Raw genomic sequence first — 25008 nt, 5'->3', positions numbered from 1 at the left:
GATAACAAATGCATAGATCGCCGCTGCCGCATCCGCAGGACGCGTGGCGATCTGGGAATCGCGAAAATTCCGGAGGCGCAGGGTCATGTTCGAGGCGCGCGACATCGAGACCGAAGACAAGGCCACGTTCTACCGCGAACTGGCCCAGCAGCTCGAAGCCCTGCTGCATGGCGAACCCGATCCGATCGCCAACGCCGCCAACACCGCCGCCCTGCTGTTCCAGACGATGCCCGGCCTCAACTGGGCCGGATTCTACCTGATGCGCGGCGGCGAGCTGGTGCTCGGCCCCTTCCAGGGCAAGCCGGCCTGCGTGCGCATCGCCGTCGGCGCGGGCGTCTGCGGCGCAGCCGTGGCGCGGCGCAGCTCGGTCCTGGTCGAGGATGTGCATGCCTTTCCGGGGCATATCGCCTGCGACGCGGCGTCGCGTTCCGAATTGGTCGTCCCGCTGATCGGGCCCGACGGTGTCATCGGCGTCATCGATCTCGACAGCCCCTCCGTGGCCCGTTTCGACGCCGCCGATCAGGCCGGCATCGAGCGCGTCGCGGCGATTTATCTGGCGGCTTGCGCGCTGGCCGCGACTCCCGCGCTGGCCGCGGCCTCCTAGGGCCGGGCCGTGCCTTCGCTCAGCCTGCGCATCCAGCTCGACCCCGAAGGCCGCATCGGCCCGGGCAAGATCGAGTTGCTGGAGAAGATCGCGGCGCTGGGCTCGATCTCGGCCGCGGGGCGCGACATGGCGATGTCCTATCGGCGCGCCTGGGAGCTGGTCGAGGAATTGAACACGCTTTTCGGCCAACCGGTGGTGCAGCGCCAGGTCGGCGGCAAGAATGGCGGCGGCGCCAGCCTGACCAGCCTCGGCCAGGTGCTGGTGAGCCGGTTTCGCGCGGTGGAGCAGGCCGCGACCGCAGCCGCAGCCGAGCATCTGGCGGCCATCCAGGCGGAAATCGACCCGTCCGCCACGGGCTGAAGCGAGCCGCATCGACGGGCGGGTCGCGGCCGCCCGACACCCATTCGAAAAAGGCAGCCCGGCCATCTGGCGGCCCGTTCAAGCCTTGACAGGAGGGTGTGATTCAAACACTCGTTCTGCTCGCAACTCGCTGATAAAGCGTGCTTTTTTTATTTATTCCAATGTGAGGTTCGCCGCTTTCGCTTGGCTTGGCCGGTACGCGCCGGGGTTGTTCGAGAGCGATCCTCGCTCCCCGATGGCGGGGAGAGCGGGGCCGGGTGGCGATCACGCGGCGGATGTAGGACTGGTCATGACGAGACTGCTTCGTTCGGCTTTTCTGGCGCTGAGCCTGTTGCTGCCCGCTTCTGCCGCGCTGGCCCAGATTCAGGGCGCTCCGCAGGTTCCGGCGCAGCCGGCCTCTCCGCCGGCCATGCAGCCGGCTCCCCCGCTCGCAGCGCCGGCGAATCCCTTGCCACCGGCGGCCTCGCAGATGGGGATCGCTCCGCCGAGCGCCGCGCATCCGCCGCTGCAACCGGGCGATACGCCCGCCAGCCTCCCCGTCGCTCCGGCGCCTCAGGCTGCCGCGACGCTGCCGCACGACCTGTCGCCCTGGGGCATGTTCATGGCGGCCGACATCGTCGTGAAGGCGGTGATGATCGGCCTCGCCTTCGCCTCGCTGGTGACCTGGACGATCTGGCTCGCCAAGGTGATGGAACTCGCCGCCGCCAAGACCGGCGCGCTGCGTTCGCTCCGCCGGATCGAGGCCGCCGACAGCCTCGGCGATGCGGCCGAAACCGTCTCGGGCAAGGACGGCAAGCTGCGCGGCGCGGTCGGGGCGCTGCTGTCCGCTGCGCTGGAGGAGACCCGCCGCTCGGTCGATCTCGGCGAGGACGGCATCAAGGAGCGGGCGGCCATCGCACTGTCGCGGATCGAGGCTCGCGCTGGCCGGAACATGGCGCGCGGCACCGGGCTCCTGGCGACGATCGGCTCCACGGCGCCCTTTGTCGGCCTGTTCGGCACGGTCTGGGGCATCATGAATTCCTTCATCGGCATCAGCCAGGCGAAGACGACCAATCTCGCCGTGGTCGCGCCGGGCATCGCCGAGGCGCTGCTGGCGACCGCGATCGGCTTGGTCGCGGCGATCCCGGCCGTCATCATCTACAACGTCTTCGCCCGCGCCATCACCGGCTATCGCGCGACGCTGTCGGACGCCTCGGGCGAGATCTTGCGCCATCTCTCGCGCGATCTCGAGCGGCGCCAGCGCCTGGTTGCGAGCGCGCCGGCGCGTTCGGTCCTGCAGGCGGTGCCGCCGGCCGCCGCCGCGATGCCGCGTGTCCGGGCGGAGTGAGCCATGGCCGTCTCGCTCAAGGACCCGCAGGACGGCGATCTCGGCGAAGTCGCGGACATCAACGTCACGCCCTTCATCGATGTCATTCTGGTGCTGCTGATCATCTTCATGGTGGCGGCGCCGCTTTCGACGGTCGATGTCGCGGTCGACCTGCCGGTCTCGAACGCGCAGCCGCAGCCCCGGCCGGACACGCCGGTCTTCCTGACGGTGAAGGGCGATCTGTCGCTCGCGCTCGGCAACGACGCCCTGCCGCGCGAGGCGCTGCAGGCGACGCTCGACCAGCGCACCGGGAATGACCGCGAGCAGCGCGTCTTCCTGCGCGCCGACGGTGCCGTCGCCTATCGCGAGCTGATGGAGGTGATGAACCTCCTGCGCAAGGCGGGCTATCTGAAGATCGCGCTCGTCGGCCTCGAGGATACCGGGCAGGGCGCGGCGGCGGCCAAGCCATGAGCATCGGGCGCTCGCCGCAGACACGTTTCTGGCCCGCCGCGCTGCGCTGGGGCGTCGCGGCGCTGGTCATCGCCGGCGCCCATGGCACGGCCGGCTGGATGATCGCGACCTGGCAGCCCGCCGAGGCCGCGGCCGGCGCTCAGCCCGCCGCCGTGATGATCGAGCTCGCGCCGCTCGCGGTTGCGCCGGAAACGCCGCAGCAGGATATCGCGCCCGGACCCGAGATGGTCGAATCCGAGCCCGAACCGCCGCCGCCCGAGCCTGTGGTCGAGCGACCTAGGGAACCCGAGCCGCCGCCGGAGCCGGCGCCCGTCGCGGTGCCTGAACCGGACATCAAGATCCCCGAGCTTCCGCCCTTGCCGGACGCCGCCGCCGTGCTGTCGCCGCCGCCGAAGCAGGAGCCGCCGCCTCCGCCGAAGGAGGTGAAGAAGCAGCCGCCGCCGAAGCCCAAGGTCGTGCAGCGACGCAAGCCGGTGAGCCCGGACAAGCCGCGCTCCGAGCAAAGCTCGGCCCCGACCGCGCAGGCGCAGATTGCCCAGCGCACTGCCGCCCCCGCATCGGGCGCGTCCTCCGCCTCGCCGGCGGCGACGGCAAGCTGGCGCGGCACGCTGATCGCCCATCTCAACCGCTTCAAGCGGTTCCCGAACGGGGCGAATCCCGGCACCGCGCAGGTCGCCTTCAGCATCGACCGCGGCGGGCGGGTGCTGTCGGCGCAGCTCGTGCGCGGCTCCGGCGATTCCGCGCTCGACGAGGAGGCCGTCGCGATGATCCGGCGGGCGAGCCCCGTCCCGGCACCGCCGGACGGGCTCGGCGGCGGCTCGGTTTCCCTGTCCGTGCCGATCAGGTTTTCGCGATAGATCGTTGCAGCGATTGAACTGCCGGAGATTCCGGCGGTTAATCGGTCGTCGCGGGCGCGGACAGGAGATGGGTCATGATCGCACCGAAACTCGCAGCCGGGCTTCTGCTGGCGCTGGCCTGCAGCGGCTGCGTCACGCTCGAGGAGCGGCGGGCGGCCGACGAGGCGCGTTGCCGTTCCTACGGCTTCAAACCCGGCAGCGAAGGCTTCTCGAACTGCCTGCTGCAGATCGATCTCGATCGCTCGGCAGAGCGCCGTTACCAGTTCGACCGCTTCGATTCAGGCTTCGGCGGCCCGCCCTATTACTGGCGGCGCTGGTAGCCCTCGCCGGTTCCAGCAATTCCGGCGTGAGGATCGGCCGCAAGAAAAAAGGGCCGCGCGTGAGCGCAGCCCAAGTCTAGGGAGGAAACGCCCAAGGAGGGCGACGCAACATCTCTGCTGCGCTGCACCTTAGATAGGACGGCAATCGTTTGCCTGCAAGGGTAAAAGGGAAGCAAAGCTGACTTAAATTGCGCCTGAGAAATATCACCGCGAAATCAGGGTATTGAGCGGGTTTCTCGAATGCATTGCCCGTTTCGTGGGCAATTTTGCCGGCACCGGCTCAGGAGCCTCTCGATGCGGCATCTGCGAGGCGAAACGCCCAGGGAAGCGCAAGCCCGATCGAGCAGCCCGGCCGCGGCATCGCGCCATGGCCGGGCCTATCGAGGCGGAAGGGTCAGCCCAGCGACATCGTCAGCGGCGGCTTGACCTCGGGCGGCAGCGGCGAGGTGTAGCCTTCCTTGCCGAGCCGGGCCTTGTGGTCGGCCTTGGCCGCTTCCATCAGGGCCGGGTCGCTCAGCACGGCAGCGCCGGTCGCCGCCATCGCCTTGGCGACATGCACCATGGCCTTGTGCGCCGCCGGCGCCTTGCCCTGCGCCACGACCTGCCAGGTGTGGAAGGGCGTGCCCATCGCGACGGTCGGCGCATGCGCCTGCACGGTCGGCACGGCCCAGCTCACATCGCCGATATCGGTCGAGCCGATCGCCGGATTGCGCTTGGCGCTGCGCGGCACGAGGAAGTCGGCCAGCGGGGCGCCGCTGTCCTGCATTCCGACCGTGCGCCAGATCGCGGCGATGTCCTGCGGCGAGAGCGTCTTGCGGATCTCCTCGGCGAAGGCCTTGTCGGCATCGTCGAAATGCGGCGGGCCGAGATCCTCCATCACCTTGTGCATGGCTTCTTCGAGCGGCGTGTTGGCGACGAGGTCGGAGACGGCACTGACGATGCGCATCTCCATCTTGGTTTCCGTCATCAGCGCGGCGCCTTCGGCGATCTTCTTCACGCGCTGGACGAGCTCCAGCATGCCGCGGAGATCGCGGGCGCGGATCGAGTAGCGCACGCGGGCATGGGCCTGCACGACGTTCGGCGCGATGCCGCCAGTGTCGAGCAGGGCGTAATGCACGCGCGCGTCGCTCGGCATGTGCTCGCGCATGTAGTTCACGCCGACATTCATGAGTTCCACGGCATCGAGCGCCGAACGGCCGAGATGGGGCGCGGCGGCGGCATGCGAGGCGCGGCCGGTGAAGACGAAATCGGCGCGGGTGTTGGCGAGCGCGAGCGCCGGAGCGACCTCCCAGAAGCTCGACGGGTGCCAGCTGATCGCGACATCGGCGTCGTCGAAGGCGCCAGCGCGGACCATGAAGGCCTTGGCCGCGCCGCCTTCCTCGGCCGGGCAGCCATAATAGCGAACGCGGCCGGGAATCTTGTTCTCGGCCAGCCAGTCCTTCATGGCCACGGCGGCGAGCATGGCGGCGGAGCCGAGCAGGTTGTGGCCGCAGCCATGGCCGTGGCCGCCGGTCTCAATCTCCTTGTGTTCGGCGACGCCAGCCTCCTGCGACAGGCCGGGCAGGGCGTCGTATTCGCCGAGGAAGGCGATGACCGGGCCGCCTTCGCCCGCCTCGCCGATCACGGCGGTCGGAATGTCGGCGACATTCTCGGTGATGCGGAAGCCTTGATGCTTCAGCTCGGCGACATGCTCGGCGACGGAGCGCTTCTCGGTGTAGCACACCTCCGGCATGCCCCAGACCCGGTCGGAGAGAGCGATCAATCGCTCCTTGTTCGCATCGACGTGACGCCAGAGATCGTTTCGATTGTCCATGATCTATTGCCTTGTCGGATCGCGGCGCGCCGCAGCGGCGCACCATGGCGATCTATCCCCTTGGGAGGCATCGATCCGTCGGAGACCGGCTGTGATCGCCGACCCGATGCCTCGCGGCCGCATATGAGCAAGCCTCTCGGCCCGCGTCCAGAAGCGCGGCGCATGGCGGAGCGGCGTCTCAGGCCTTTTCGGTGAGAAGAGGCTGCGCGGCGAAATCGCTCAGGATCGGGCAATCGGGCCGGTGGTCGCCATGGCAATGCGCCGCCAGATGCCGAAGCGTGTCGGCCATGGCCTGGAGTTCGGCGGCCTTGGCCTCGAGGTCGCGGATATGGGCCATGGCGAGCTTCTTCACATCGGCGCTGGCGCGGCTGCGGTCATGCCAGAGCGCCAGCAATTCGCGCGTTTCCTCCAGCGAGAAGCCGAGATCGCGCGCCCGCCGGACGAAGCGCAGCGTATGCACGTCGTCATCGGCATAGACCCGGTACTGCGCCGCCGTCCGCGAGGGCGCCTCGATCAGCCCGATGCTCTCGTAATAGCGGATCATCTTGGCGCTGACGCCGGAGCGGGCCGAGGCTTCGCCGATATTCATCCTATGCCTCCACCTTGAAGCGCCTGAGCCGGAGTGCGTTGGCCAGCACGCTCACGCTCGACAGCGCCATGGCAAGCCCGGCGAAGACCGGCGAGAGCAGGACGCCCCAGAGCGGATAGAGCAGGCCGGCCGCCACCGGAATCAGGATGGCGTTGTAGCCGAAGGCCCAGGCGAGATTCTGGCGGATATTCGTGATCGTCGCCTTGGACAGCGCAATCGCGCGCGGCACGCCCATGACATCGCCCGACATCAGCACGACATCGGCGCTTTCGATGGCGATGTCGGTGCCAGTGCCGATGGCGATGCCGACATCGGCCTGGGCGAGGGCAGGCGCATCGTTGATGCCGTCCCCGACGAAGGCGACCTTGCGGCCATCCTTCTGCAAGGCCTTCACCACCTCGGCCTTGTCGGTCGGCAGCACCTCGGCGCGGATTTCATCGATGCCGAGCTGCCGGGCCACGGCGGCGGCGGTGCGGCTGTCGTCGCCGGTCACCATCGCGACCTTGAGGCCGAGCTGGTGCAATGCCGCGATGGCTGCCGGCGTCGTCTCCTTGATTGCGTCGGCGACGGCGATGACGGCGGCGAGCTTGCCATCGATGGCGGCATAGAGCGGGGTCTTGCCAGCTTCCGCCAGTGCCTGGGCCCGGCCCGCGAAGGCCGAGACGTCGATTCCTGCCTGCTCCATCAGCCTGTGGCCACCGATGGCGACGCGCCGGCCCTCGACGGTCGCCGTGACGCCACGGCCGGCATCGCTGACGAAATCGGCCGGCTCGGCCAGCGCAAGGCCACGCGCCTTCGCCGCCGCGACGATGGCCAGCGCCAGCGGGTGTTCGGAACGGTTCTCGGTCGAGGCGATCAGGCGCAGGATCTCGTTGGCCTCGAAGGTCTCAGTCGGCTCGATATCGGTCAGCTCGGGCTTGCCCTTGGTCAGCGTTCCCGTCTTGTCGAGGGCGACGACCTGCACATCCCGCAACGCCTGCAGCGCATCGCCCTGGCGGAACAGGATGCCGAGCTCGGCGCCGCGCCCGGTGCCGACCATGATCGAGGTCGGCGTCGCCAGCCCCATGGCGCAAGGGCAGGCGATGATGAGCACCGCGACCGCGTTGACCAACGCATAGGACAGGGCCGGACTCGGGCAGAAGGCGAGCCAGACCAGGAAGGTCGCGAGCGCCACCGCCATCACCGCCGGCACGAACCAGAGGGTGATGCGGTCGACGGCGGCCTGGATCGGCAGCTTGGCACCCTGCGCCGCCTGCACCGTGCGCACGATCTGGGCGAGCAGCGTGTCGGAGCCGACCTTGCGGGCGGTGAAGCTCAGCGCGCCCGAACCATTGACCGTGCCGCCGGTGACGAGGCTGCCGGCTTCCTTGCGGACCGGGGCAGGCTCGCCGGTGATCATCGATTCGTCGACGAAGGAGGTGCCGTCCCGCACCTCGCCATCGACCGGTACACGCTCGCCCGGCCGCAGGATCACGGTGTCGCCCGGCTTGACCTCGTCGACCGGGATATCGGTCTCGCTGCCCTGGCGCAGGATGCGCGCCGTCTTCGGCTGAAGCGCGATCAGGCTGCGGATCGCCGCGCCGGTGCGGCCCTTGGCGCGGGCCTCGAACCAGCGGCCGAGCAGGATCAGCGTCACGATGACGGCGCCCGATTCGAAATAGGTCAGCGCGGTGCCTTCCGGCAGCAGGCCGGGCAGGAAAGTCGCGACGCTCGAATAGAGCCAGGCAGCACCGGCCCCGAGCATGACCAGCGTATTCATGTCGGGCGCGGCCCGCAGCAGGGCGGGGAAGCCCTTGCGCAGGAAGACCAACCCCGGCCCGAACAGCACGATCGTGGCGAGCACGAAGGAGAAGATGCGCAGATTTCCCTCGCCGAAATTGCCTGCAAGCCAGTGGTGCAGGGCCGGGACCATGTGGCTGCCCATCTCGATCACCAGCAGCGGGATCGTCAGTACGCCGGCGAGGATGACCGAGCGCAGCAACCGCGCCTGTTCTTCCTCCTTCAGCATCTGCATATGGTCGTGCTGGCCGGCTGCATGGCCGTCATCGGGCGTCACCGGGCTCGCCTCGTAGCCGGCCTTCTCGACCGCCTTGATCAGCTCGGGGCCAAGATCGCCGCCGGCCACAGCCTTCACGCTGGCGCGTTCGGTGGCGAGGTTCACGGTGGCCCCGACGACGCCGGGCACGCCGCGCAAAGCCTTCTCGACATGGCCAACGCAGGACGCGCAGGTCATGCCGCTGACCGACAGGTCGATCGTCTGCTCCATCGGCTGGTAGCCTGCTTGGCGCACTGCCTCCTCGACCTGCCTCAACACGTCGCCGCCTTTGGCGAAGGTCACATGGGCGCGCTCGGTCGCGAGATTGACCGCGACCGAATCGACGCCCGGCACCGCCGCGATGGCGCGCTCGACCCGGCCGACGCAGCTCGCACAGGACATGCCCTCCACGGCCATGTCGAGCGTCGCCAGCCCATCCTTCGTCCTGTCGATGACCGTCATCGCCGTCTCCTTCATCGTGATGACGGTTCATATGGGGCTTCCCATGATGGGAAGGTCAAGGGCGCGGCTGTGCCTTTTTTGCAGATGACCTCAGGGCGTCTCGACAGAGACGCTCTTGATGATGGCGTAGACCGGCTTGCCGACAGACAGGGAGAGGCTCGCCACCGATTTCGCCGTCAACCGCACGATGAGATTCGCATCGCCGCAATCGAGCCGCAGGTGCACGGTGCTGCCGCCTTCGCCCGTCCGCTCGCCGATCTCCGCGACCCTCCCGGGCAGGGCGTTGAGCGCGCTGGTCCCTTCAGGCGGCGCGAGGCTGAGCATGACGTCGCTCGCCATGATCCGCACGCGCAGCTTCTGCCCCAGCCTGAGCGCGCCGCGGGCAATGGCGAGTTCGCCCGCCGGCGTCGCCAGCCGGGCGAGGCCGAAGGCTTCGTCGAAGCCCGTCACCGCAGCGGAGAGCACCGCACTCGCCTCCGGCGCACCGGGCCGCGAGGCGAGGTCGACGCGCGCGAGGATCTCGGCCGTCGGCCCGCAGGCGGCGATCCGCCCGGCATCGACGATGGCGACGGTGGTCGCCAGCCGCGCCACCTCGGCGAGCGAATGCGAGACATAGACGATGGGGATGCCGACCTCGTCGCGCAGCCGCTCGATATGCGGCAGGATCTCGGCCTTGCGGGCCTCGTCGAGCGCGGCGAGCGGCTCGTCCATCAAGAGCAGGCGCGGCTGCGCCAGCAGGGCACGTCCAATGGCGACGCGCTGCTTCTCGCCGCCGGAGAGGGCTCCGGGCCGCCGCTTCAGCAGATGGCCGATGCCGAGCAGCTCCAGCACCTTGTCGAGCTCGGCCGGCTTGCGCACCGCATGCGGCACGAACCAATGCCCGAAGAGCAGGTTCTGCCGCACGGTGAGATGCGGAAACAGCCGTGCCTCCTGGAAGACGTAACCGATCCGCCGGCGATGCTTGGGCAGGAAGACGCCGCGCGCTGTATCGAGCAACGCCTCGCCCTCGACCCGCACATGGCCCGCCCGCGGGCGGATCAACCCGCCGATCACGTTCACCAGCGAGGTCTTGCCCGAGCCCGACGTGCCGAACAGCGCCGTCAATCGCCCTTGCGACTGGAAGGCCGCATCGAGCTGGAAGTCGCCCAGCCGGTGCCGGACGGCGATGTCGAGGACGGGCGTCGTCATTCGACGGCGATCCGCCGGCCGACCAGACGCGCCATCCATTCGGAGAGGAAGAGGGCGGCGACCGAGATCGCGATGGAGATGATCGTCAATCGCATCGCGCCGGTCTCGCCGCCGGGAACCTGGGTGAAGGTATAGATGGCGGAGGGCAGGGTCTGCGTCTCGCCCGGAATGTTCGAGACGAAGGTGATGGTCGCGCCGAATTCGCCCATCGCCTTGGCGAAGCACAGGATCATGCCGGCGAGGATGCCTGGCACGCAGAGCGGCAGCGTCACGACGAGGAAGACCCAGAGCGGATTGGCGCCGAGCGTGCCGGCGGCCGCCTCCAGCTTGCGGTCGACGGCCTCGATCGAGAGCCGGATCGCCCGCACCATCAAGGGAAAGCCCATCACGCCGCAGGCCAGCGCCGCGCCGGTCCAGCGGAAGGAGAGAACGATCCCGAACCAGTCATAGAGGAACTGGCCGATCGGCCCGCGCCGGCCGAAGCCGATCAGCAGCAGATAGCCGGTGACGACGGGTGGCATGATCAGCGGCAGATGCACCGCCGCATCGAGCAGCGACTTGCCCCAGAAGCGTCCGCGCGCCAGCAGGAGCGCGACCACGAGCCCGAGCGGCAGGCTCGCGAGCGTGGCGGTCGTGGCGACGATCAGGCTCAGCCTGACCGCCGTCCATTCCTCGGGAGTCAGCCAGTGGCTCAAGCCGACAGGCTCACGACGACGAGGCGGGCTTGTTGAGGACGGTGAAGCCCTGCTTCTCGAAGACCGGCTTGGCCGCGGGCCCGCGCAGATAGGTCAGGAAAGCCTGCGCGTCGGGATTGGCCGAATCCCTGGTCACGGCGACCGGATAGACGATCGGCGGGTGCGAGCCCTCGGGGAAGGTCGCGACGACCTTGACCTGCGGGTCGGCGGCAGCGTCGGTGGCGTAGACGATGCCGAGCGGCGCCTCGCCGCGCGAGACGAGGAGCAGGGCGGCGCGAACATTGTCGGCCTGCGCGATCTTGTCCTTCACCTTGTCCCAGCCGCCGAGCTTCTCGAGCGCGGCCTTGCCGTATTTGCCGGCCGGCACGGAATCGACATTGCCCATGGCGAGGCGGCTCGAACCCAGCGCGCCGCTCAGATCGACGCCCGGCGCCAGCTCGACCTTGAGGGTCGTATCCTTGGCGCCGACCAGGACGATCTTGTTGCCGAGCAGGCTGACGCGGGTATCCGGCTTGATCAGGTTCTTGCTCGCCGCATAGTCCATCCAGTCGAGATCGGCCGAGACGAAGAGGTCGGCCGGCGCACCGCTCTCGATCTGCTTGGCGAGCACGTTGCTGGCGGCATAGGAGATCTTCGGCGCCGGCTTGCCGGTTTCCTTGACCCAGTTGGCGGCGGCCTCGTCGAGCGCGTTCTTCATGCTCGCCGCAGCGAAGATCACGAGATCCTTCGTCTGCGCCTGGGCGGCGTTGAAGCTCGGGGCGAGGCCCATCGCAAGAGCCAGGCCCATCCCGAGCATCGTCCGGCGGTCGATCATGCTGTCCCTCGCTGCGCTTATCGTTGTATATCGTTGGATATAGCGATGGTTGCCGTGCGCCCTCGGCCAAGTCAAGGACGCCCGGCTGCGACCGCGTGACCGACACATCACCAAAGAGAGAGCGACGATGAAGATCAGCGCACGCAACCAGCTCAAGGGCCGAATCGTCGAGATCACCAAGGGCGCCACCACCGCCCATGTCCGCATCGACATCGGCGGCGCGGTCGTCACCGCCTCGATCACCAATGCGGCCGTCGACGATCTCGGCCTCACCGTCGGCAAGGAAGCCTATGCCGTGGTGAAAGCGTCCGACGTGATGATCGCGATCGACTGATTTCGATGGTCCGCGAGAACGAGATCCGCGACAAAGAGGTCGCCGTCGCGCCGCCGCAGGCGACCGATGCCGGCCTCGCTTTCATCGGAACGATCTGCACGCCATGGACCTCGCGATTGGCGTGCCCACGCCAGGGCAGGGCGGATGGACCGATCTGCCGCATCGAACTCTTCGCGCCCTGGGATCAGGCGCTCGACGGCATCGAGCGCTTCGAGCGGCTGGAGGTGCTGTACTGGCTGCACCAGTCGCGCCGCGATCTCGTCCGCCAGAGTCCGGCCAACAATGGCGAGACCCGCGGAACGTTCGCCTTGCGCACGCCGGTCAGGCCCAATCCGATCGGCACCTCGATCGCGACGCTGGTCGCGCGCGAAGGCCCGGTCCTGCTGGTGCGCGGGCTCGACTGCCTCGACGAAACGCCGCTGCTCGACATCAAGCCGGATCGCACCCTGTTCAAGCCGATCGCCCCGCCGCAGCCGGGCGATTTCGAGACGGGGTGAAAATTCGCAATCGAACCAAGCCGTCATTCCGGGCTTGACCCGGAATCCATCCTAGAGCGTTGGCGCCCTTCGATGGATTCCGGATCGGCGCGGCTTCGCCGCTTGTCCGGAATGACGGCGCGGTTCGATGGGAACCCTCCCGCTCACCCGTGCGGGTGCTTGTGGATCGGGTCGACCCAATAGACCTCTTCCGGCTTCTCGACCGGGTCGACATCGGTGATGTTGACCACCACCGCCTCGTTGTCCGAGCGCACCAGCACGCATTGCAGCGGGTTATTGGGATCGGCGTTGATCTCCTGGTGCGGCACGAAGGGCGGGACATAGATGAAATCGCCCGGCCCGGCCTCGGCGACGAATTCCAGCCGGTCCCCCCAGCGCATCCGGGCCTTGCCGCTCACCACATAGATCACGCTTTCGAGCGCGCCGTGATGATGCACGCCGGTCTTGGCGTTGGGCTCGATCGCGACCGTCCCGGCCCAGATCTTCTGCGCGCCGACGCGGGCGTGGTTGATCGCCGCCTGCCGGAACATGCCGGGCGTCTGGGCCGTGTTGGGATCGAGCTTGTCACCGGTGATGACGCGCACGCCGTCATGCTTCCAGCGCGGCTCGTCATGGGAGTGATCGTGCGGATGGTCGTGGTCGTGCGAATGATCGCTCATGGCGCCCTCCTGTTGTCCGTCCGAATTCAGGCCGTCTTCACCGGCCCGGTCGCCAGCGGCCGGTCGCTCGCACCCCATTCGGCCCAGGACCCGTCATAGAGCGCGCGGCCCGGCTTGCCGATGCTTTCCAGCGCCGTCGACAGTATCGCGGCGGTGACGCCCGAGCCGCAGCTCGTGATCAGCGGCTTGTCGAGATCGACGCCCGCCTCGGTAAAGGCGGCCGCGATCGCGGCCGGGTCCTTCAGGCTGCCATTGGCGATCAGCGCGGTCGCCGGCACGTTGCGCGCACCCGGCATATGGCCGGAGCGGACACCCGCGCGCGGCTCCGGCGCCTCGCCGCGGAAGCGGTCGGCCGGGCGGGCATCGACGACCTGCGTGCCATTGGCGAGAGCCTTGGCGACATCCTCGGCGCTGGCGACGGCGGAATGGTCGAGCCTCGCGGTGAAGCTGCGGTTGGAGCGGGCGCGCGGCGGGCCGTGCTCGATCGGCCGGCCCTCGCTCTCCCATTTCGGGAAGCCGCCTTCGAGGATCACCACGTCCTTCGCGCCGAAGGTGCGGAAGGTCCAGCGCACGCGCGGCGCCGAGAACAGGCCGAGCCCGTCATAGACGACGATGCGCATGCCGTCGCCGATGCCCATGGCGCCGACCGCCGCCGCGAAAGCCTCCGGCCGGGGCAGCATATGCGGCAGGTCGGAGCCGGTATCCTTGACCGCGTCGATGTCGAAATGCACCGCGCCGGGAATGCGCCGCTCGGCAAATTCGGCATGCGGATCGCGGCCATGGGCCGGCAGATACCAGGAACCGTCGACCACGATGACGTCTGGCGCGTTCAGGCGCTCGGCGAGCCAGTCGGTCGATACGAAAACGTCTTCGCGGGCCATGTGATGTCCTTGGGGATATTCGAGGTTTGTTGGTTATTGGAACCGCGCCGTCATTCCGGGCTTGACCCGGAATCCATCGTAGAGAGCATCGCCCGACAATGGATTCCGGATCGGCGCGGCTTCGCCGCTGGTCCGGAATGACGGTGTGCTTCCGTCGAAAACCGCTTCTCAGGCCAGCGCGATGCGGACGCGCCGGTTCTGCTTGCCCTTCTTCTCGATGTCGGTGACGGCGACAAGGCCGATCTCGGCGGTGTTGCGCACATGCGTGCCGCCGCAGGGCTGGAGGTCGATATCGCCGATCGCCACCAGCCGGACGCGGCCGGAGCCGCGCGGCGGCTTCACCGACATGGTCTTGACCAGCCCCGGATTGGCGTCGAGCTCCGCGTCGGTGATCCAGCGCTCGGTCACGCCGGCATTGCGGGCGACGAGGGCGTTGAGCTTCTCCGCCAGCTCGACCTTGTCGAGGCCGCCTTCGGGGATGTCGAAATCCAGCCGGCCGTCGCCGTCGCCGATCGAGCCGCCGGTGACGGGGAAGGGCAGCACGACGCTCAGCAGATGGAGCGCGGTGTGGATGCGCATGCGCTTGAAGCGCCGCTCCCAGTCGAGAATCGCGGTCACAGCCTCGCCGGGCGCGGGCGCCGGCTGCCCTTCGAGCGGAACATGCAGGACGCGGCTCTTGTCCTCGGGATCGTATATCGTCGTGCCGATCGCGATCAGGCTGCCGTCGGCCCGGCGCAGATGCCCGGCATCGCCGGGCTGACCGCCGCCGGTCGCGTAGAAGATCGTCCGGTCGAGGACGATGCCGCCGCGCTCGTTGACGGCTTCCACGGTCGCCGGCGTCTCCTTCAGATAGGCATCCTGGCGGAACAGCAGTTCGGTCGGCATGATCTCGTCGTCTCGCTCGCGGTGCTCGCGGCACCTTCGGCCCGCAGACTGCACCGATTGCCGGGCGGGTGCCACCTCATTGGCGGGATAACGGGGATGACGCAGCCTGCGAGGCTTACCGCCCCCCGATTCAATGCCTAGATGGCGGTCTCGACCAATCCGGAGCCGCCATGGCCTTGCCCCGCATGAAACCGACGGACGGCGTCGCCTGGATCACCGGCGCCAGCTCCGGCATCGGCGCCGCCGTCGCGCTGGAACTCGCGCGGCGCGGCTGGACGGTCGCGGTCACCGCCCGCCGGACCGACGCGCTCGAGGCCGTCGCACGCGAGGCCGAAAGCCTGCCCGGCCGGATCGTCGCCCATGCCGGCGACGTGACCGATGAACAGGCGATGCGGGACATCGTCGAAGCCGTCGAGACCGTGCACGGGCCGATCGCGCTCGCTTTCCTCAACGCCGGCGTCGCCCCCGGCCCTACGGGCGGCCCGTTCGAGCCCGCAAACGTCGAAGCGGCGATGGCGGTCAATCTGTTCGGTGTCGCCAAGGGCCTGTCGGCGGCGCTGGGCCCCATGACGCAGCGCGGTCGCGGGCAGATCGCCGTCAACGCCTCGCTCGTCGGTTATCGCGGCCTCGTCGGCGCGGCCGCCTATGGCGCCTCCAAGGCGGCGGCGATCCATCTCTGCGAGGCCCTGTATCTGGACTGCCGCCGCGCGGGGATTCGGCTTCAGCTCGTCAATCCGGGCTTCGTCGACACGCCAATGACCCGGCGCAACCGCTTCGCCATGCCCTTTCTGATGAGCGTCGAGGAGAGCGCGCGGCGAATCGTCGACGGCTTCGAGCGCGGCGGCTTCGAGATCACCTTTCCGCGCCGTCTCGCCTGGATACTGAAGGCGGCCCGGCTGTTGCCCTATCCGGCCTATTTCGCGCTGCTCTCCAGGGTCGTCGACCGGCAGCGTTGAACCGACGTCAACGGCCGCGGATCGTGGCGAAAGCGTCGAGCGCGCGCTGGCGCCCGAGGGCGAGATCGATGAGCGGGGCAGGGTAGGTCTCGCCGATCCGGATGCCCGCTGCACGCAGGGTCTCCTCCGAGGCTTTCCACGGCGCGTGGATCTCTGTGTCGGGAAGCCCGGCCAGCTCGGGCACCCAGCGCCGGACATAGGCGCCTTTCGGATCATGGGCCTGCCCCTGCGTGACGGGGTTGAAGATCCGGAAATAGGGCGCGGCATCGGCCCCGGACCCCGCCACCCATTGCCAGCTCGCGGCATTGTTGGCCGGATCGGCATCGACCAGCGTGTCCCAGAACCAGGCTTCGCCCTCCCGCCAGTCCTGCAGGAGATGCTTGATGAGGAACGAGGCCACGACCATCCGCACGCGGTTGTGCATCCAGCCCGTGGCCCAGAGCTCGCGCATCCCGGCATCGACGAGCGGAATGCCGGTCCGGCCACGCTGCCAGCGGCGCAAGGCCTGCTGGTCCGCCTTCCACGGAAAGGCATCGAAGCGCGCATCGTAATTCCGCGTCGCCAGTTCGGGATTGTGGAAAAGCAGGTGATAGGAGAATTCGCGCCAGCCGAGCTCGGACAGGAATTTCTCGGCATCCGCCGCCGAGCCAACCGCCTCGCCATTGTCACGCGCCGTTCCGAGCGCATGCCAGATCTGGCGGGGGCCGATCTCGCCGAAGCGCAGATGCGGCGAGAGCCGCGATGTCGAGTCGCGGTCGGGGCGGTCGCGTCCGTCCGCATAGCCAGCAAGCGAATCGCCCAGGCAATCCTCCAACCGCTCCCGCGCGCCGTCCTCGCCCGGTGTCCAGGCGTCGCGCAGGCCGCCGGCCCAGTCCGGCCGCGTCGGTTCGAGAGCGAGCTCTTCCAAGGCAAGCGCGCGTTTCCCGAACGAATCGGGCAGCGGGAAGGAACGGATTCGGGAGGGCGCGGGCAAAGGCGCTGCCGGCTCGCCGCGCTCGCGCGCCGCGCGCCAATAGGGCGTGAAGACCTTCATCGGCTGGCCGGTGCGCGTCGTCACCTGCCACGGCTCGTTCAGCAGGCTGGCGTTGAAGCTGCGGACCTCGATTCCCGCGCTGGAAAGCCTTTCCTTGAGTCGCGTATCGAGCGCGATCGATCCCGCCTCATAGCGGCGGTTCCAGGTAACGCGCTCGATTCCCGCCGCCTCGGTGAGGGCCGGCAGCAGCGTCGTCGGGGCGCCGCGCAGGATGTCCAGCCGGCCGCCCTTGCGGGCCAATGCGGCGGAAAGCGCCGCGAGCGAGCGCGACAGCCACCAGCGCGCCGCGCCGCCGAGAGGGCGCCGCGCGCCGTCTTCATCGAGAATATAGAGGCACAGGACAGCGTCCGATTCCGCTGCGCAGGTGAGGGCGGGGTTATCGGCGAGCCGCAGATCGTCCCGGAACCAGTGCAGGCTGCGCTGCGTCATCGGACCTCGCCAGAGCTTCGCGGGGGACGGGCGGTGGCCTGCCGAACGGCGCGGCAGCCATCGCAATCGCCCCGTACGCTATACGCGGAAGCCAGACGATCGGTTTTCAAGAAGATTATTTGGAGGCCTCGCCCGGAATCGAACCGGGGTGCAAGGATTTGCAGTCCTCTGCGTAACCACTCCGCCACGAGGCCTTCCGGCGAAAACGGCCCAGCCGCATCCGCGAGAGCGGCTATAACCACAAGCCGGGACGCACCGCAACCCGGCATCGCATCTTTCACCTGTCCGACATGAAGATGTGTTTTGCGGTCGCAAAGGGGGTTGCGCTGTCGGGATCACGCCGCTATTACCCCGGCCACCGTTCCCGGATAGCTCAGCGGTAGAGCAATCGACTGTTAATCGATTGGTCGCAGGTTCGAATCCTGCTCCGGGAGCCAGCGAATTCAAGGGCTTGAGCGAAAGATCGCTCAAGCCCTTTTTCGTTCCCGGGCAGGGCAGGTCGTGCCGGACCTGCCCCCCGGCCCGCACAGGCTCAAAGCTTACGAGACGATGGCCGCATTCTTCGGGAAATTCCGCCGCCTGTCGCTCGATCCGGCAGGCGCATGCGACGCTCGCGGGATGCGAGCGCGCTTGCCTTTTGCGCCGCACTCGAACAGAAAGCTGCCATGAGCGGCGGTGCCGCGCCGGCTTCGGGCAAGAGGTCTGAGGCTACGGCCGGACCGCGTCGCGGACGGAGAGTTCAGGGCATGGAAGGTTTCACCGGGCTTCGCCGCAACATGGTGGATTGCCAGTTGCGGACCTATGACGTCACGGACCGGGCCGTGCTGGCCGCTGCGGACGAGGTCCCCCGGGAGGCTTTCGTCCCCGAGAGCCTGGCTCATCTCGCCTATCTCGACCAGGCCATCGGGCTGCCGGGCACGGGCCGGGCCCTGATGACGCCGATGGTGATCGCACGCATGATCCAGACGCTGGATATCGAGCCGGGCGAGGATGTCCTCGAATATGGCGGCGGCACGGGCTATGGCGCCGCGCTGATCGACCGGATGGGGGCGAAGGCGACATTGTGGGAGCCCGATGGCGAGGCCCGCGCCCTGGCTGCCACCGCACTCGCGGCCGCCGGCAGCGGCGCCTCCGTCGCCGACAAGGAGCCCGCGGCGGGATCCTTCGACGCCATTCTCGTCAGCGGCTCCTGCGAGCTCGAACCGCGGAATCTGTTTTCGCTCCTGCGTCCCGAAGGTCGCTTGATCGTGGTGGAGGGGCAGGGGCGCGCCGCCCGCGTGAAACTCTACCAGAAATCGGCAGATGTTGTTGCCGGGCGTACCGTTTTCGACGCGGCAGCGCCGGAACTGGCGGAGTTCCGGCGTCCGCCGGCCTTCGTTTTTTGATTTTAAGGTGTCGCATTTTTACGGCACCTGTTCACGGAAACCAGTCCGGCGCGGCCATTGCATTGGCTCGAAGCGCCGGTAAGGGTATGAAATGACAACTTATGCCGAGGCTGGGGCGATGCCTGGGCGCGACTTTAGTGCGCACGAGAGGCGTCCAGTGGAACGACGAAGCGATAAGAAGAGTTTCGGATTCGGCGTCAGCGCCGTTCTGGCTTTGGTGCTTGCAGGCGGCTGGAGTGCCGCCGCGCAAGCCCAAACCATGGACGCGGCCTTGGCCCGCGCCTATGCGGGCAATCCGACCTTGAACTCCCAGCGCGCCTCGGTGCGCGCAACAGACGAGAACGTCCCGCAAGCGCGCGCCGGCTATCGGCCCCGAATCACGGCCTCCGCCGATATCGGCGCCAGCGTCCTCGATTCGTCGGTTCCCGCCGGGGCGGCTTCGTCCGCCTTCCATAACAACCTCACGACCCGGCTCAATCCACGCGGCGCCGGCGTGCAGATCACCCAGAACATCTTCGACTCGGGCAAGACCCGCAATTCGATCAGCCAGTCCGAATCGCAGGTCCTCGGTGCGCGCGAAACGCTGCGCAACACCGAGCAGAACGTGCTGCTCGATGCCGCGACCTCCTATATGAACGTGCTGCGCGACACGGCGATCCTCAATCTCAACCGCAACAACGTCGAGGTTCTGGAGGAGCAGCTGCGCCAGACGCGCGACCGATTTCAGGTCGGCGAAGTGACCCGCACCGACGTGGCGCAGGCGGAAGCCCGCCTGTCCTCGGCGCAGTCCCAGGCGATTCTCGCTGAATCGAACCTGAAGACCTCGGTGGCGCGCTACCGGCAGAATGTCGGCACCGAGCCGCGCTCGCTCGCCCCCGGCCGCCCGGTCGAGAACCTTCTGCCGAAATCGCTGCCCGTGGCGGTGAACCAGGCGCTCGCGGGCCATCCGGCGATCATCGCGGCGCTCCATGGCGTCGACGCGGCCGAGCTCCAGGTCAAGGTGACGCAGGCCGATCTCGGGCCGACCATCGGCCTGACCGGCTCGGTCCAGCAGCGTTACGACAACCAGTATTTCGGCGATAACCGCACCTCGGCCAGCATCGTCGGCTCCCTGACGATCCCGATCTACGAGGGCGGCCTGGTCTATTCCCGCACCCGCCAGGCCAAGGAGACGGCCGGGCAGCGTCGCATCGACGTCGACACGCAGCGCGACACGGTGCGCGCCGCGGTCATCTCCGCCTGGGGCGGGCTCGAAGCCGCCAAGGCGCAGATCATCGCGGCTCAGGCCCAGGTCGAGGCTTCCTCGACGGCGCTCGCCGGCGTGCGTGAGGAGGCCAAGGTCGGCCAGCGCACCACGCTCGATGTCCTCAACGCGCAGCAGGAACTGGTCAGCGCCCGGTCGAACCTGGTGTCGGCCCAGCGCGACCGTGTCGTCGCCTCCTATTCCGTGCTCTCGGCGGTCGGCAAGCTTTCGGCCCAGACCCTGAAGCTGAAGACGGCCAACTACGACTCGCGGCAGCATTATGACCAGGTCAAGGACCTCTGGTGGGGCACCCAGACCCCGGACGGGCGCTGAGCCCCGGCAGAGTTCCGCGCAAGGCCGCCCCCGGGCAGGGGCGGCACATTCGGGCAACAGCGCTGTTTTCTCCTGTGGGATAAGGCTTTGCCGCCTTGTCTGCCCGGAGTCTCATGGAATACTCCGCTTTGGAGCGGCGTTGATTCCATCGGCGCGCGCGCTGTCCAACGGTCCAGACTGTCATGAACGCGCAAGCCAAGCCCAATGAACCGTCGATGGAGGAGATTCTCGCCTCCATCCGCCGGATCATTTCCGACGACGAAGCCAAGCCCGCCGAAGCCGAGGTTGAGGCTCCGGCCCCCGAGCCGGTGCCGGCTTCGATCGACGACGACGTGCTGGATCTCGGCACGGAGGCCGCGTTCGTCGCGCCTCCTGCCGTCGAGCCGCCACCTGCGCCCACCGCCCCGGCCGAAGCCGAGGCTGATGTCGATTTTCGCGAGACCGAGGAGTCCGAGCCGCCGGCTCCGGTCGCGACCATGGCCCCCGTCGAACCGACGCCGGCCCCTGTTGCCGCACCCCAGCCGGAACCGGCGCCGCGGCCCGTCGACATGGCGAGCCTCCTGTCGGATCAGGCGAGTTCCGCCGTCACCAGCGCGTTCGGGCAGCTTGCCAACACCGTGCTCAGCAGCAATGCGCGGACGCTCGAGGATCTCGTCAAGGACATGCTCAAGCCCATGCTGAAGACCTGGCTCGACGACAACCTGCCGTTGATGGTCGAGCGTCTGGTCCGGGCCGAGATCGAGCGTGTCGCGCGCGGCGGGCGCAGTTAGTCAGCTTTATTCGGTGCTGCGAGCGCGTCTCGCGGCCGGACGTGATGCCCGCAAGCCGTCGAAGGCCCCTGCCTCGTCGAGGCGCTTGAGCGCGAAACCTGCCATCGCGAGCGCGGCCGTCGGTGCGCCGAGACGCGAAACCAGCATCGTCAGGCCGATCGCGAACGGGCGCGGGTAGCGGCCGGATGCGGCTTCCACGGTGATCCAGGCGCCCAGGGCGTGAACCAGTAATCTCATCTGCCTGTCCTCACAATCTGACCTTGCGGTTGCGCGGTGCCGCCGAGCGCGCGACAGCAATGCCCGGCGCGGCGGGCGGGCTCTTCCCGTGCTGATCTTGTGGGTGCAACCGTCCGGCGCGACGGAGGTTCCGTGCCATCGCGGCGATGCGGGGCGGGAACAACCGATCGTCTGAGGCGTAGGAGGGGCGCGAGCCGCGCAACCCGGCGCAGGCCCCGCTTCCTTCCTCAGGGGATCTCACCCATGGCCAAGTCCGGCAAAAATCCCGCAACCAAGACAGCGCCTGCCACCAGGGCAGTGGCGAAGACATCGGCTCCCGCGAAAATCGTCAAGTCGAGCAGAATCGAGCTGGCATCGAACACCAAGGCGAAGGTCGTGGGGCTGCTCAATGAGCGCCTTGCCGACGGCATCGATCTGGCGCTGGTGACCAAGCAGGCGCATTGGAATCTGAAGGGGCCGGGCTTCATCGGCGTCCATCTGATGCTCGACGGCTTCCGTGCCGATCTCGACGAGCATGTCGACACCGTGGCCGAGCGCATCGCCCAGCTCGGCGGCATTGCGCTCGGAACCGTGCAGACGACGGCCGATGCGACGTCGCTCAAGCCCTATCCGACGGATATCGTCCCGGTTCAGGACCATCTCAAAGCGCTGATCGAGCGTTACGCGGATGCCGGCAACAAGGTGCGCGAGGCGATCGATGCCTGCGACGAGGCCGGCGATGCCGATTCCGCCGACATCCTCACCGCCTATTCCCGCATGCTCGACAAGTCGCTCTGGTTCCTGCAGTCGAACCTCGCCTAAGGTCCATGCTGGCCTTGCAGGGTGCGGCGCATCATCGAAAACGTTGACGCGCGGCCCGTGCATGGGCTCTTAAGGGCCGAGACCTTTTGGCCCGTGATTTTTCCGGCCGGGGCAGGTTCCCCGGCCTTTCTGCGTTCGAGCGATGCGATGATGGACAAGACTTTCGAGCCGGCAGCCGTCGAGGCCCGGATCAGCAAGGCCTGGGACGAGGCCGGAGCCTTCAAGGCGGGCAGGGGAGCTCAGCCTGGCGCGGAGCCCTATTGCATCGTGATCCCGCCGCCGAACGTGACCGGCTCGCTGCATATGGGCCACGCGCTCAACAACACGCTGCAGGACGTGCTCTGCCGCTTCGAGCGCTTACGCGGCAAGGACGTGCTCTGGCAGCCCGGCACCGACCATGCCGGCATCGCGACCCAGATGGTCGTCGAGCGCAAGCTCGCTGCCGAGAACAAGACCGACCGCCGCACGATGGGCCGCGAGGCCTTCCTCGCCGAGGTCTGGAAGTGGAAGGAGGAGTCGGGCGGCACGATCGTCAACCAGCTCCGCCGCCTCGGCGCCTCCTGCGACTGGTCGCGCGAGCGCTTCACCATGGATGAGGGTCTGTCGGCCGCCGTCCTCAAGGTCTTCGTCAGCCTGCACAAGCAGGGGCTGATCTACCGCGCCAAGCGCCTCGTGAACTGGGACCCCAAGTTCCAGACCGCGATCTCCGACATCGAGGTCCTGCAGATCGAGAAGACCGGCTCGTTCAAATGGGAGCGCGGCGGCGAGGAGGCCTTCGACCTGGCCAAGCTCGACAAGGTGCTGAATCGCGACCCGAACGGCCATCTCTACTATTTCAACTACCCGCTCGAAGGTGCGACCTACGACGCGGACGACGCCTCGACCTTCATCACCGTCGCGACGACGCGCCCGGAGACGATGCTGGGCGACACCGGCATCGCCGTGCATCCGGACAACGAGACGATCGGCCATCTGATCGGCCGCAAGGCGGTGCTGCCGCTGGTCGGCCGCATCATCCCGATCGTGCCCGACGATTACGCCGACCCGGAGAAGGGCACCGGCGCGGTCAAGATCACACCGGCGCATGACTTCAACGATTTCGAGGTCGGCAAGCGCCACCAGCTCGACGTCGTCAACATCCTCGACGGCGAGGCGCGCATCCTGCTCGCCGGCAACGAGGATTTCCTGGCCGGCGCCAAGCCGGACGGCGAGACGCTGGCGCTCGATGGGCTCGACCGCTTCGCCGCCCGCCGTCGCGTCGTCGCGATGATGGCCGAGCGCGGCTTCCTGGCGAAGGTCGAGCCGCACGGCCATACGGTTCCCCATGGCGACCGCTCGGATGTCGTGATCGAGCCCTGGCTCACCGACCAGTGGTATGTCGACGTCAAGCCGCTGGCGGAGCGCTCGATCAAGGCGGTCCGGGACGGCCGCACCAAATTCACGCCCGAGAACTGGACCAAGGTCTTCTACGACTGGCTGGAGAACATCGAGCCCTGGTGCGTCTCGCGCCAGCTCTGGTGGGGTCATCAGATCCCGGCCTGGTACGGGCCGGATGGCGAGGTCTTCGTCGCCGAGTCGGAGGCCGAGGCGCAGACGCTCGCAATGGCGCATTACGGCGACACCGTCGCGCTGACGCGCGACGAGGACGTGCTCGACACCTGGTTCTCCTCGGCGCTCTGGCCGTTCTCGACGCTGGGCTGGCCCGAGCAGACCGCCGAGCTGAAGCATTATTACCCGACGGCGACGCTCGTCACCGCCTTCGACATCATCTTCTTCTGGGTCGCCCGGATGATGATGATGGGCCTCAACGTCATGGACGAGGTGCCGTTCAAGGACGTCTACATCCACGCCATCGTTCGCGACGAGAAGGGCGCGAAGATGTCGAAGTCGAAGGGCAACGTCATCGATCCGCTGGTGCTCGTCGACCAGTACGGCGCCGATGCGCTGCGCTTCACCCTGGCGGCGATGGCGGCTCAGGGGCGCGACATCAAGCTCAGCACGCAGCGTGTCGAGGGCTATCGCAACTTCGCGACCAAGATCTGGAACGCAGCGCGCTTCGCCGAGATCAATGGCTGCGCGCGGGCGGACGGCTTCGATCCGGCCAATGTCAGGCAGCCGCTCAACCGCTGGATCCTCAGCGAGGCGGCGCAAGCGGCCGAGGACATTGCCGCCGGCATCCCGAGCTTCCGCTTCAACGAGGCGGCGGGCGCGGCCTATCGCTTCGTCTGGAACCAGTTCTGCGACTGGTATCTCGAACTCGCCAAGCCGGTGCTGCAGGGCGAGGGCGTCGATGCCGCCGCACGCGCCGAGACGCAGGCGACGGTCGCTTACGTCATCGACCTGATCTGCCAGCTCCTGCACCCCTTCATGCCGTTCCTCACCGAGGAGCTCTGGGCGCAGAAGGCCGAGGCCGGCGCGCCGCGCAAGCTCGCGGATGGCGATGCCTCGCTGGTCTGCCTGACCCGCTGGCCGGATCTCTCGGCGCTCAAGGACGCGGCGGCGGAAGCCGAGATCGGTTTCGTTGTCGACCTGATCTCGGACATCCGCTCGGTCCGCTCCGAGGTGAACGTGCCGGCCGGTACACAGGCGCCGCTCGTTCTCGTCAACGCCTCGGCCGCGACGCGGGCGACCATCGAGAGCTGGCGGCCGATGATCGAACGGCTCGCCCGCGTCTCCGACATCGCTTTCGAGGCGGCGGCTCCGGCGCAGTCGGCGCAGATCATCGTGCGCGGCGAGGTCGCGGCGCTGCCGCTGGCCGGCCTGATCGATCTCGAAGCCGAGCGCTCCCGCCTGACCAAGGAACTGGTCAAGCTCGACCAGGACATCGCGGTGGTCGAGAAGAAGCTCGGCAACCCCGATTTCATGGCCCGCGCGCCCGACGAGATCGTCGAGGAGAATCGCGAGCGCAAGGCCGCGGCGGAAGCGCGCAAGACGAAGATCGCGGAGGCGCTGGCGCGGCTGGCCTGACCCGCCACCGCATTCCGGCCACCGCTGCGTCTTCAAATTGACGTTACCGTAAGAGAGGACTCGCCTTCTCCTTGGACATCGCTT

Annotated in this window: 25 protein-coding genes and 2 tRNA genes; 15 read left to right on the top strand and 12 right to left on the bottom strand. The window is 68.1% G+C overall.

Annotation, left to right across the window (positions count from 1 at the left end):
* Positions 1 to 85 precede the first annotated feature (85 nt).
* From GGC47_RS14680 to GGC47_RS14655, 6 genes are all read left to right on the top strand, one after another.
* Positions 86 to 604, top strand: coding sequence for a GAF domain-containing protein (locus tag GGC47_RS14680; protein ID WP_370954266.1), 519 nt, complete (start codon positions 86 to 88; stop codon positions 602 to 604).
* Between the two features lie 9 nt (positions 605 to 613).
* Positions 614 to 964, top strand: coding sequence for a winged helix-turn-helix domain-containing protein (locus tag GGC47_RS14675; RefSeq protein WP_112762181.1), 351 nt, complete (start codon positions 614 to 616; stop codon positions 962 to 964).
* A gap of 289 nt (positions 965 to 1253) precedes the next feature.
* Complete coding sequence (gene exbB, locus GGC47_RS14670; RefSeq protein WP_370954267.1) at positions 1254 to 2291, top strand: tonB-system energizer ExbB; 1038 nt, start codon at positions 1254 to 1256, stop codon at positions 2289 to 2291.
* Positions 2292 to 2294: 3 nt separating this feature from the next.
* Positions 2295 to 2741 (top strand): TonB system transport protein ExbD, encoded by a 447-nt coding sequence (gene exbD / locus GGC47_RS14665; protein ID WP_038367453.1) that lies wholly within the window; start codon positions 2295 to 2297, stop codon positions 2739 to 2741.
* Entirely contained in the window at positions 2738 to 3598 is an 861-nt protein-coding gene (locus GGC47_RS14660) for an energy transducer TonB family protein (RefSeq protein ID WP_142020899.1), read from the top strand. The genes exbD and GGC47_RS14660 overlap by 4 nt, the downstream gene beginning before the upstream one ends.
* A gap of 74 nt (positions 3599 to 3672) precedes the next feature.
* A complete protein-coding gene (locus GGC47_RS14655; RefSeq protein WP_038367450.1) occupies positions 3673 to 3918 on the top strand; it encodes a hypothetical protein in 246 nt (81 codons plus the stop codon).
* A 394-nt stretch (positions 3919 to 4312) separates the two neighbouring features.
* Here GGC47_RS14655 and GGC47_RS14650 read toward each other — a convergent pair whose 3' ends face one another.
* The 6 genes from GGC47_RS14650 to modA all read right to left on the bottom strand — a co-directional run bounded on the left by GGC47_RS14650 (position 4313) and on the right by modA (position 11514).
* Complete coding sequence (locus tag GGC47_RS14650; protein WP_142020900.1) at positions 4313 to 5731, bottom strand: M20 family metallopeptidase; 1419 nt, start codon at positions 5729 to 5731, stop codon at positions 4313 to 4315.
* Positions 5732 to 5909: 178 nt separating this feature from the next.
* Positions 5910 to 6320 (bottom strand): Cu(I)-responsive transcriptional regulator, encoded by a 411-nt coding sequence (gene cueR / locus GGC47_RS14645; protein WP_112762187.1) that lies wholly within the window; start codon positions 6318 to 6320, stop codon positions 5910 to 5912.
* 1 nt (position 6321) lies between these two features.
* Positions 6322 to 8817 (bottom strand): heavy metal translocating P-type ATPase, encoded by a 2496-nt coding sequence (locus GGC47_RS14640; RefSeq protein ID WP_142020901.1) that lies wholly within the window; start codon positions 8815 to 8817, stop codon positions 6322 to 6324.
* A gap of 90 nt (positions 8818 to 8907) precedes the next feature.
* Positions 8908 to 10005 carry a molybdenum ABC transporter ATP-binding protein gene (gene modC, locus GGC47_RS14635; protein ID WP_142020902.1) on the bottom strand — a complete coding sequence of 366 codons (1098 nt, stop codon included), beginning with the start codon at positions 10003 to 10005 and terminating at the stop codon, positions 8908 to 8910.
* On the bottom strand, positions 10002 to 10700 hold the full coding sequence (modB, locus tag GGC47_RS14630) for a molybdate ABC transporter permease subunit (protein WP_038367440.1): 699 nt from the start codon (positions 10698 to 10700) through the stop codon (positions 10002 to 10004). The genes modC and modB overlap by 4 nt, the downstream gene beginning before the upstream one ends.
* A 10-nt stretch (positions 10701 to 10710) precedes the next feature.
* Positions 10711 to 11514, bottom strand: coding sequence for a molybdate ABC transporter substrate-binding protein (gene modA / locus GGC47_RS14625; protein ID WP_142020903.1), 804 nt, complete (start codon positions 11512 to 11514; stop codon positions 10711 to 10713).
* Between the two features lie 127 nt (positions 11515 to 11641).
* Here modA and GGC47_RS14620 point away from each other — a divergent pair, with 127 nt between their 5' ends.
* Positions 11642 to 11848 (top strand): TOBE domain-containing protein, encoded by a 207-nt coding sequence (locus tag GGC47_RS14620; protein ID WP_113252352.1) that lies wholly within the window; start codon positions 11642 to 11644, stop codon positions 11846 to 11848.
* A gap of 5 nt (positions 11849 to 11853) precedes the next feature.
* The gene (tsaA, locus tag GGC47_RS14615) at positions 11854 to 12345 is read left to right on the top strand and encodes a tRNA (N6-threonylcarbamoyladenosine(37)-N6)-methyltransferase TrmO (protein WP_142020904.1); all 492 of its coding nucleotides are present in this window, start codon (positions 11854 to 11856) and stop codon (positions 12343 to 12345) included.
* 143 nt (positions 12346 to 12488) lie between these two features.
* On the opposite strand, the gene GGC47_RS14610 is transcribed toward tsaA, so the two are convergent.
* The 3 genes from GGC47_RS14610 to GGC47_RS14600 form a co-directional block, all read right to left on the bottom strand.
* Positions 12489 to 13004 carry a cupin domain-containing protein gene (locus GGC47_RS14610; RefSeq protein WP_142020905.1) on the bottom strand — a complete coding sequence of 172 codons (516 nt, stop codon included), beginning with the start codon at positions 13002 to 13004 and terminating at the stop codon, positions 12489 to 12491.
* Positions 13005 to 13030: 26 nt separating this feature from the next.
* A complete protein-coding gene (gene sseA, locus GGC47_RS14605) occupies positions 13031 to 13885 on the bottom strand; it encodes a 3-mercaptopyruvate sulfurtransferase (protein ID WP_142020906.1) in 855 nt (284 codons plus the stop codon).
* 168 nt (positions 13886 to 14053) lie between these two features.
* Complete coding sequence (locus tag GGC47_RS14600) at positions 14054 to 14770, bottom strand: alanyl-tRNA editing protein (protein WP_429068437.1); 717 nt, start codon at positions 14768 to 14770, stop codon at positions 14054 to 14056.
* A gap of 170 nt (positions 14771 to 14940) precedes the next feature.
* Here GGC47_RS14600 and GGC47_RS14595 point away from each other — a divergent pair, with 170 nt between their 5' ends.
* Positions 14941 to 15726, top strand: coding sequence for an SDR family NAD(P)-dependent oxidoreductase (locus GGC47_RS14595; protein WP_142020908.1), 786 nt, complete (start codon positions 14941 to 14943; stop codon positions 15724 to 15726).
* A 7-nt stretch (positions 15727 to 15733) separates the two neighbouring features.
* Here the strand turns inward: GGC47_RS14595 and GGC47_RS14590 are convergent, their stop codons facing one another.
* Both GGC47_RS14590 and GGC47_RS14585 read right to left on the bottom strand, forming a co-directional pair.
* Entirely contained in the window at positions 15734 to 17188 is a 1455-nt protein-coding gene (locus tag GGC47_RS14590) for a cryptochrome/photolyase family protein (protein ID WP_142020909.1), read from the bottom strand.
* A 120-nt stretch (positions 17189 to 17308) separates the two neighbouring features.
* Positions 17309 to 17382, bottom strand: a tRNA-Cys gene (locus GGC47_RS14585).
* A 168-nt stretch (positions 17383 to 17550) separates the two neighbouring features.
* Between GGC47_RS14585 and GGC47_RS14580 the strand changes: the two genes are divergently transcribed.
* From GGC47_RS14580 to GGC47_RS14565, 4 genes are all read left to right on the top strand, one after another.
* Positions 17551 to 17625 (top strand) — tRNA-Asn (locus tag GGC47_RS14580).
* Between the two features lie 309 nt (positions 17626 to 17934).
* Complete coding sequence (locus GGC47_RS14575) at positions 17935 to 18573, top strand: protein-L-isoaspartate O-methyltransferase family protein (RefSeq protein ID WP_038367419.1); 639 nt, start codon at positions 17935 to 17937, stop codon at positions 18571 to 18573.
* 259 nt (positions 18574 to 18832) lie between these two features.
* Positions 18833 to 20149 (top strand): TolC family outer membrane protein, encoded by a 1317-nt coding sequence (locus GGC47_RS14570; RefSeq protein WP_248311264.1) that lies wholly within the window; start codon positions 18833 to 18835, stop codon positions 20147 to 20149.
* A 182-nt stretch (positions 20150 to 20331) separates the two neighbouring features.
* On the top strand, positions 20332 to 20919 hold the full coding sequence (locus GGC47_RS14565) for a PopZ family protein (RefSeq protein ID WP_142020910.1): 588 nt from the start codon (positions 20332 to 20334) through the stop codon (positions 20917 to 20919).
* Between the two features lie 6 nt (positions 20920 to 20925).
* On the opposite strand, the gene GGC47_RS14560 is transcribed toward GGC47_RS14565, so the two are convergent.
* Positions 20926 to 21156, bottom strand: coding sequence for a hypothetical protein (locus tag GGC47_RS14560; RefSeq protein WP_133564231.1), 231 nt, complete (start codon positions 21154 to 21156; stop codon positions 20926 to 20928).
* Between the two features lie 243 nt (positions 21157 to 21399).
* Between GGC47_RS14560 and dps the strand changes: the two genes are divergently transcribed.
* Together dps and GGC47_RS14550 are read left to right on the top strand one after the other, a co-directional pair.
* Positions 21400 to 21957, top strand: coding sequence for a DNA starvation/stationary phase protection protein Dps (dps, locus tag GGC47_RS14555; protein WP_081925619.1), 558 nt, complete (start codon positions 21400 to 21402; stop codon positions 21955 to 21957).
* Positions 21958 to 22104: 147 nt separating this feature from the next.
* Complete coding sequence (locus tag GGC47_RS14550) at positions 22105 to 24924, top strand: valine--tRNA ligase (RefSeq protein ID WP_142020911.1); 2820 nt, start codon at positions 22105 to 22107, stop codon at positions 24922 to 24924.
* Positions 24925 to 25008: the final 84 nt, after the last annotated feature.

Source organism: Allobosea sp. OAE752, from assembly GCF_050433265.1.
GTDB lineage: Bacteria > Pseudomonadota > Alphaproteobacteria > Rhizobiales > Beijerinckiaceae > Allobosea > Allobosea spartocytisi.
This window is presented reverse-complemented; position numbering and strand designations above follow the sequence as displayed.

What these genes read in the sequence shown, in the direction of transcription:
- GGC47_RS14570 (WP_248311264.1), top strand. Translation starts at nt 18,833, where the DNA reads ATGGACGCGGCCTTGGCCCGCGCCTATGCGGGCAATCCGACCTTGAAC.
- GGC47_RS14680 (WP_370954266.1), top strand. Translation starts at nt 86, where the DNA reads ATGTTCGAGGCGCGCGACATCGAGACCGAAGACAAGGCCACGTTCTAC.
- cueR (WP_112762187.1), bottom strand. Translation starts at nt 6,320, where the DNA reads ATGAATATCGGCGAAGCCTCGGCCCGCTCCGGCGTCAGCGCCAAGATG.
- GGC47_RS14550 (WP_142020911.1), top strand. Translation starts at nt 22,105, where the DNA reads ATGATGGACAAGACTTTCGAGCCGGCAGCCGTCGAGGCCCGGATCAGC.
- GGC47_RS14565 (WP_142020910.1), top strand. Translation starts at nt 20,332, where the DNA reads ATGAACGCGCAAGCCAAGCCCAATGAACCGTCGATGGAGGAGATTCTC.
- dps (WP_081925619.1), top strand. Translation starts at nt 21,400, where the DNA reads ATGGCCAAGTCCGGCAAAAATCCCGCAACCAAGACAGCGCCTGCCACC.
- GGC47_RS14560 (WP_133564231.1), bottom strand. Translation starts at nt 21,156, where the DNA reads ATGAGATTACTGGTTCACGCCCTGGGCGCCTGGATCACCGTGGAAGCC.
- GGC47_RS14650 (WP_142020900.1), bottom strand. Translation starts at nt 5,731, where the DNA reads ATGGACAATCGAAACGATCTCTGGCGTCACGTCGATGCGAACAAGGAG.
- GGC47_RS14620 (WP_113252352.1), top strand. Translation starts at nt 11,642, where the DNA reads ATGAAGATCAGCGCACGCAACCAGCTCAAGGGCCGAATCGTCGAGATC.
- GGC47_RS14660 (WP_142020899.1), top strand. Translation starts at nt 2,738, where the DNA reads ATGAGCATCGGGCGCTCGCCGCAGACACGTTTCTGGCCCGCCGCGCTG.
- GGC47_RS14640 (WP_142020901.1), bottom strand. Translation starts at nt 8,817, where the DNA reads ATGACGGTCATCGACAGGACGAAGGATGGGCTGGCGACGCTCGACATG.
- GGC47_RS14655 (WP_038367450.1), top strand. Translation starts at nt 3,673, where the DNA reads ATGATCGCACCGAAACTCGCAGCCGGGCTTCTGCTGGCGCTGGCCTGC.
- GGC47_RS14590 (WP_142020909.1), bottom strand. Translation starts at nt 17,188, where the DNA reads ATGACGCAGCGCAGCCTGCACTGGTTCCGGGACGATCTGCGGCTCGCC.
- modC (WP_142020902.1), bottom strand. Translation starts at nt 10,005, where the DNA reads ATGACGACGCCCGTCCTCGACATCGCCGTCCGGCACCGGCTGGGCGAC.
- modA (WP_142020903.1), bottom strand. Translation starts at nt 11,514, where the DNA reads ATGATCGACCGCCGGACGATGCTCGGGATGGGCCTGGCTCTTGCGATG.
- sseA (WP_142020906.1), bottom strand. Translation starts at nt 13,885, where the DNA reads ATGGCCCGCGAAGACGTTTTCGTATCGACCGACTGGCTCGCCGAGCGC.
- GGC47_RS14595 (WP_142020908.1), top strand. Translation starts at nt 14,941, where the DNA reads ATGGCCTTGCCCCGCATGAAACCGACGGACGGCGTCGCCTGGATCACC.
- GGC47_RS14600 (WP_429068437.1), bottom strand. Translation starts at nt 14,770, where the DNA reads ATGCCGACCGAACTGCTGTTCCGCCAGGATGCCTATCTGAAGGAGACG.
- tsaA (WP_142020904.1), top strand. Translation starts at nt 11,854, where the DNA reads ATGGTCCGCGAGAACGAGATCCGCGACAAAGAGGTCGCCGTCGCGCCG.
- exbD (WP_038367453.1), top strand. Translation starts at nt 2,295, where the DNA reads ATGGCCGTCTCGCTCAAGGACCCGCAGGACGGCGATCTCGGCGAAGTC.
- GGC47_RS14575 (WP_038367419.1), top strand. Translation starts at nt 17,935, where the DNA reads ATGGAAGGTTTCACCGGGCTTCGCCGCAACATGGTGGATTGCCAGTTG.
- exbB (WP_370954267.1), top strand. Translation starts at nt 1,254, where the DNA reads ATGACGAGACTGCTTCGTTCGGCTTTTCTGGCGCTGAGCCTGTTGCTG.
- GGC47_RS14610 (WP_142020905.1), bottom strand. Translation starts at nt 13,004, where the DNA reads ATGAGCGATCATTCGCACGACCACGACCATCCGCACGATCACTCCCAT.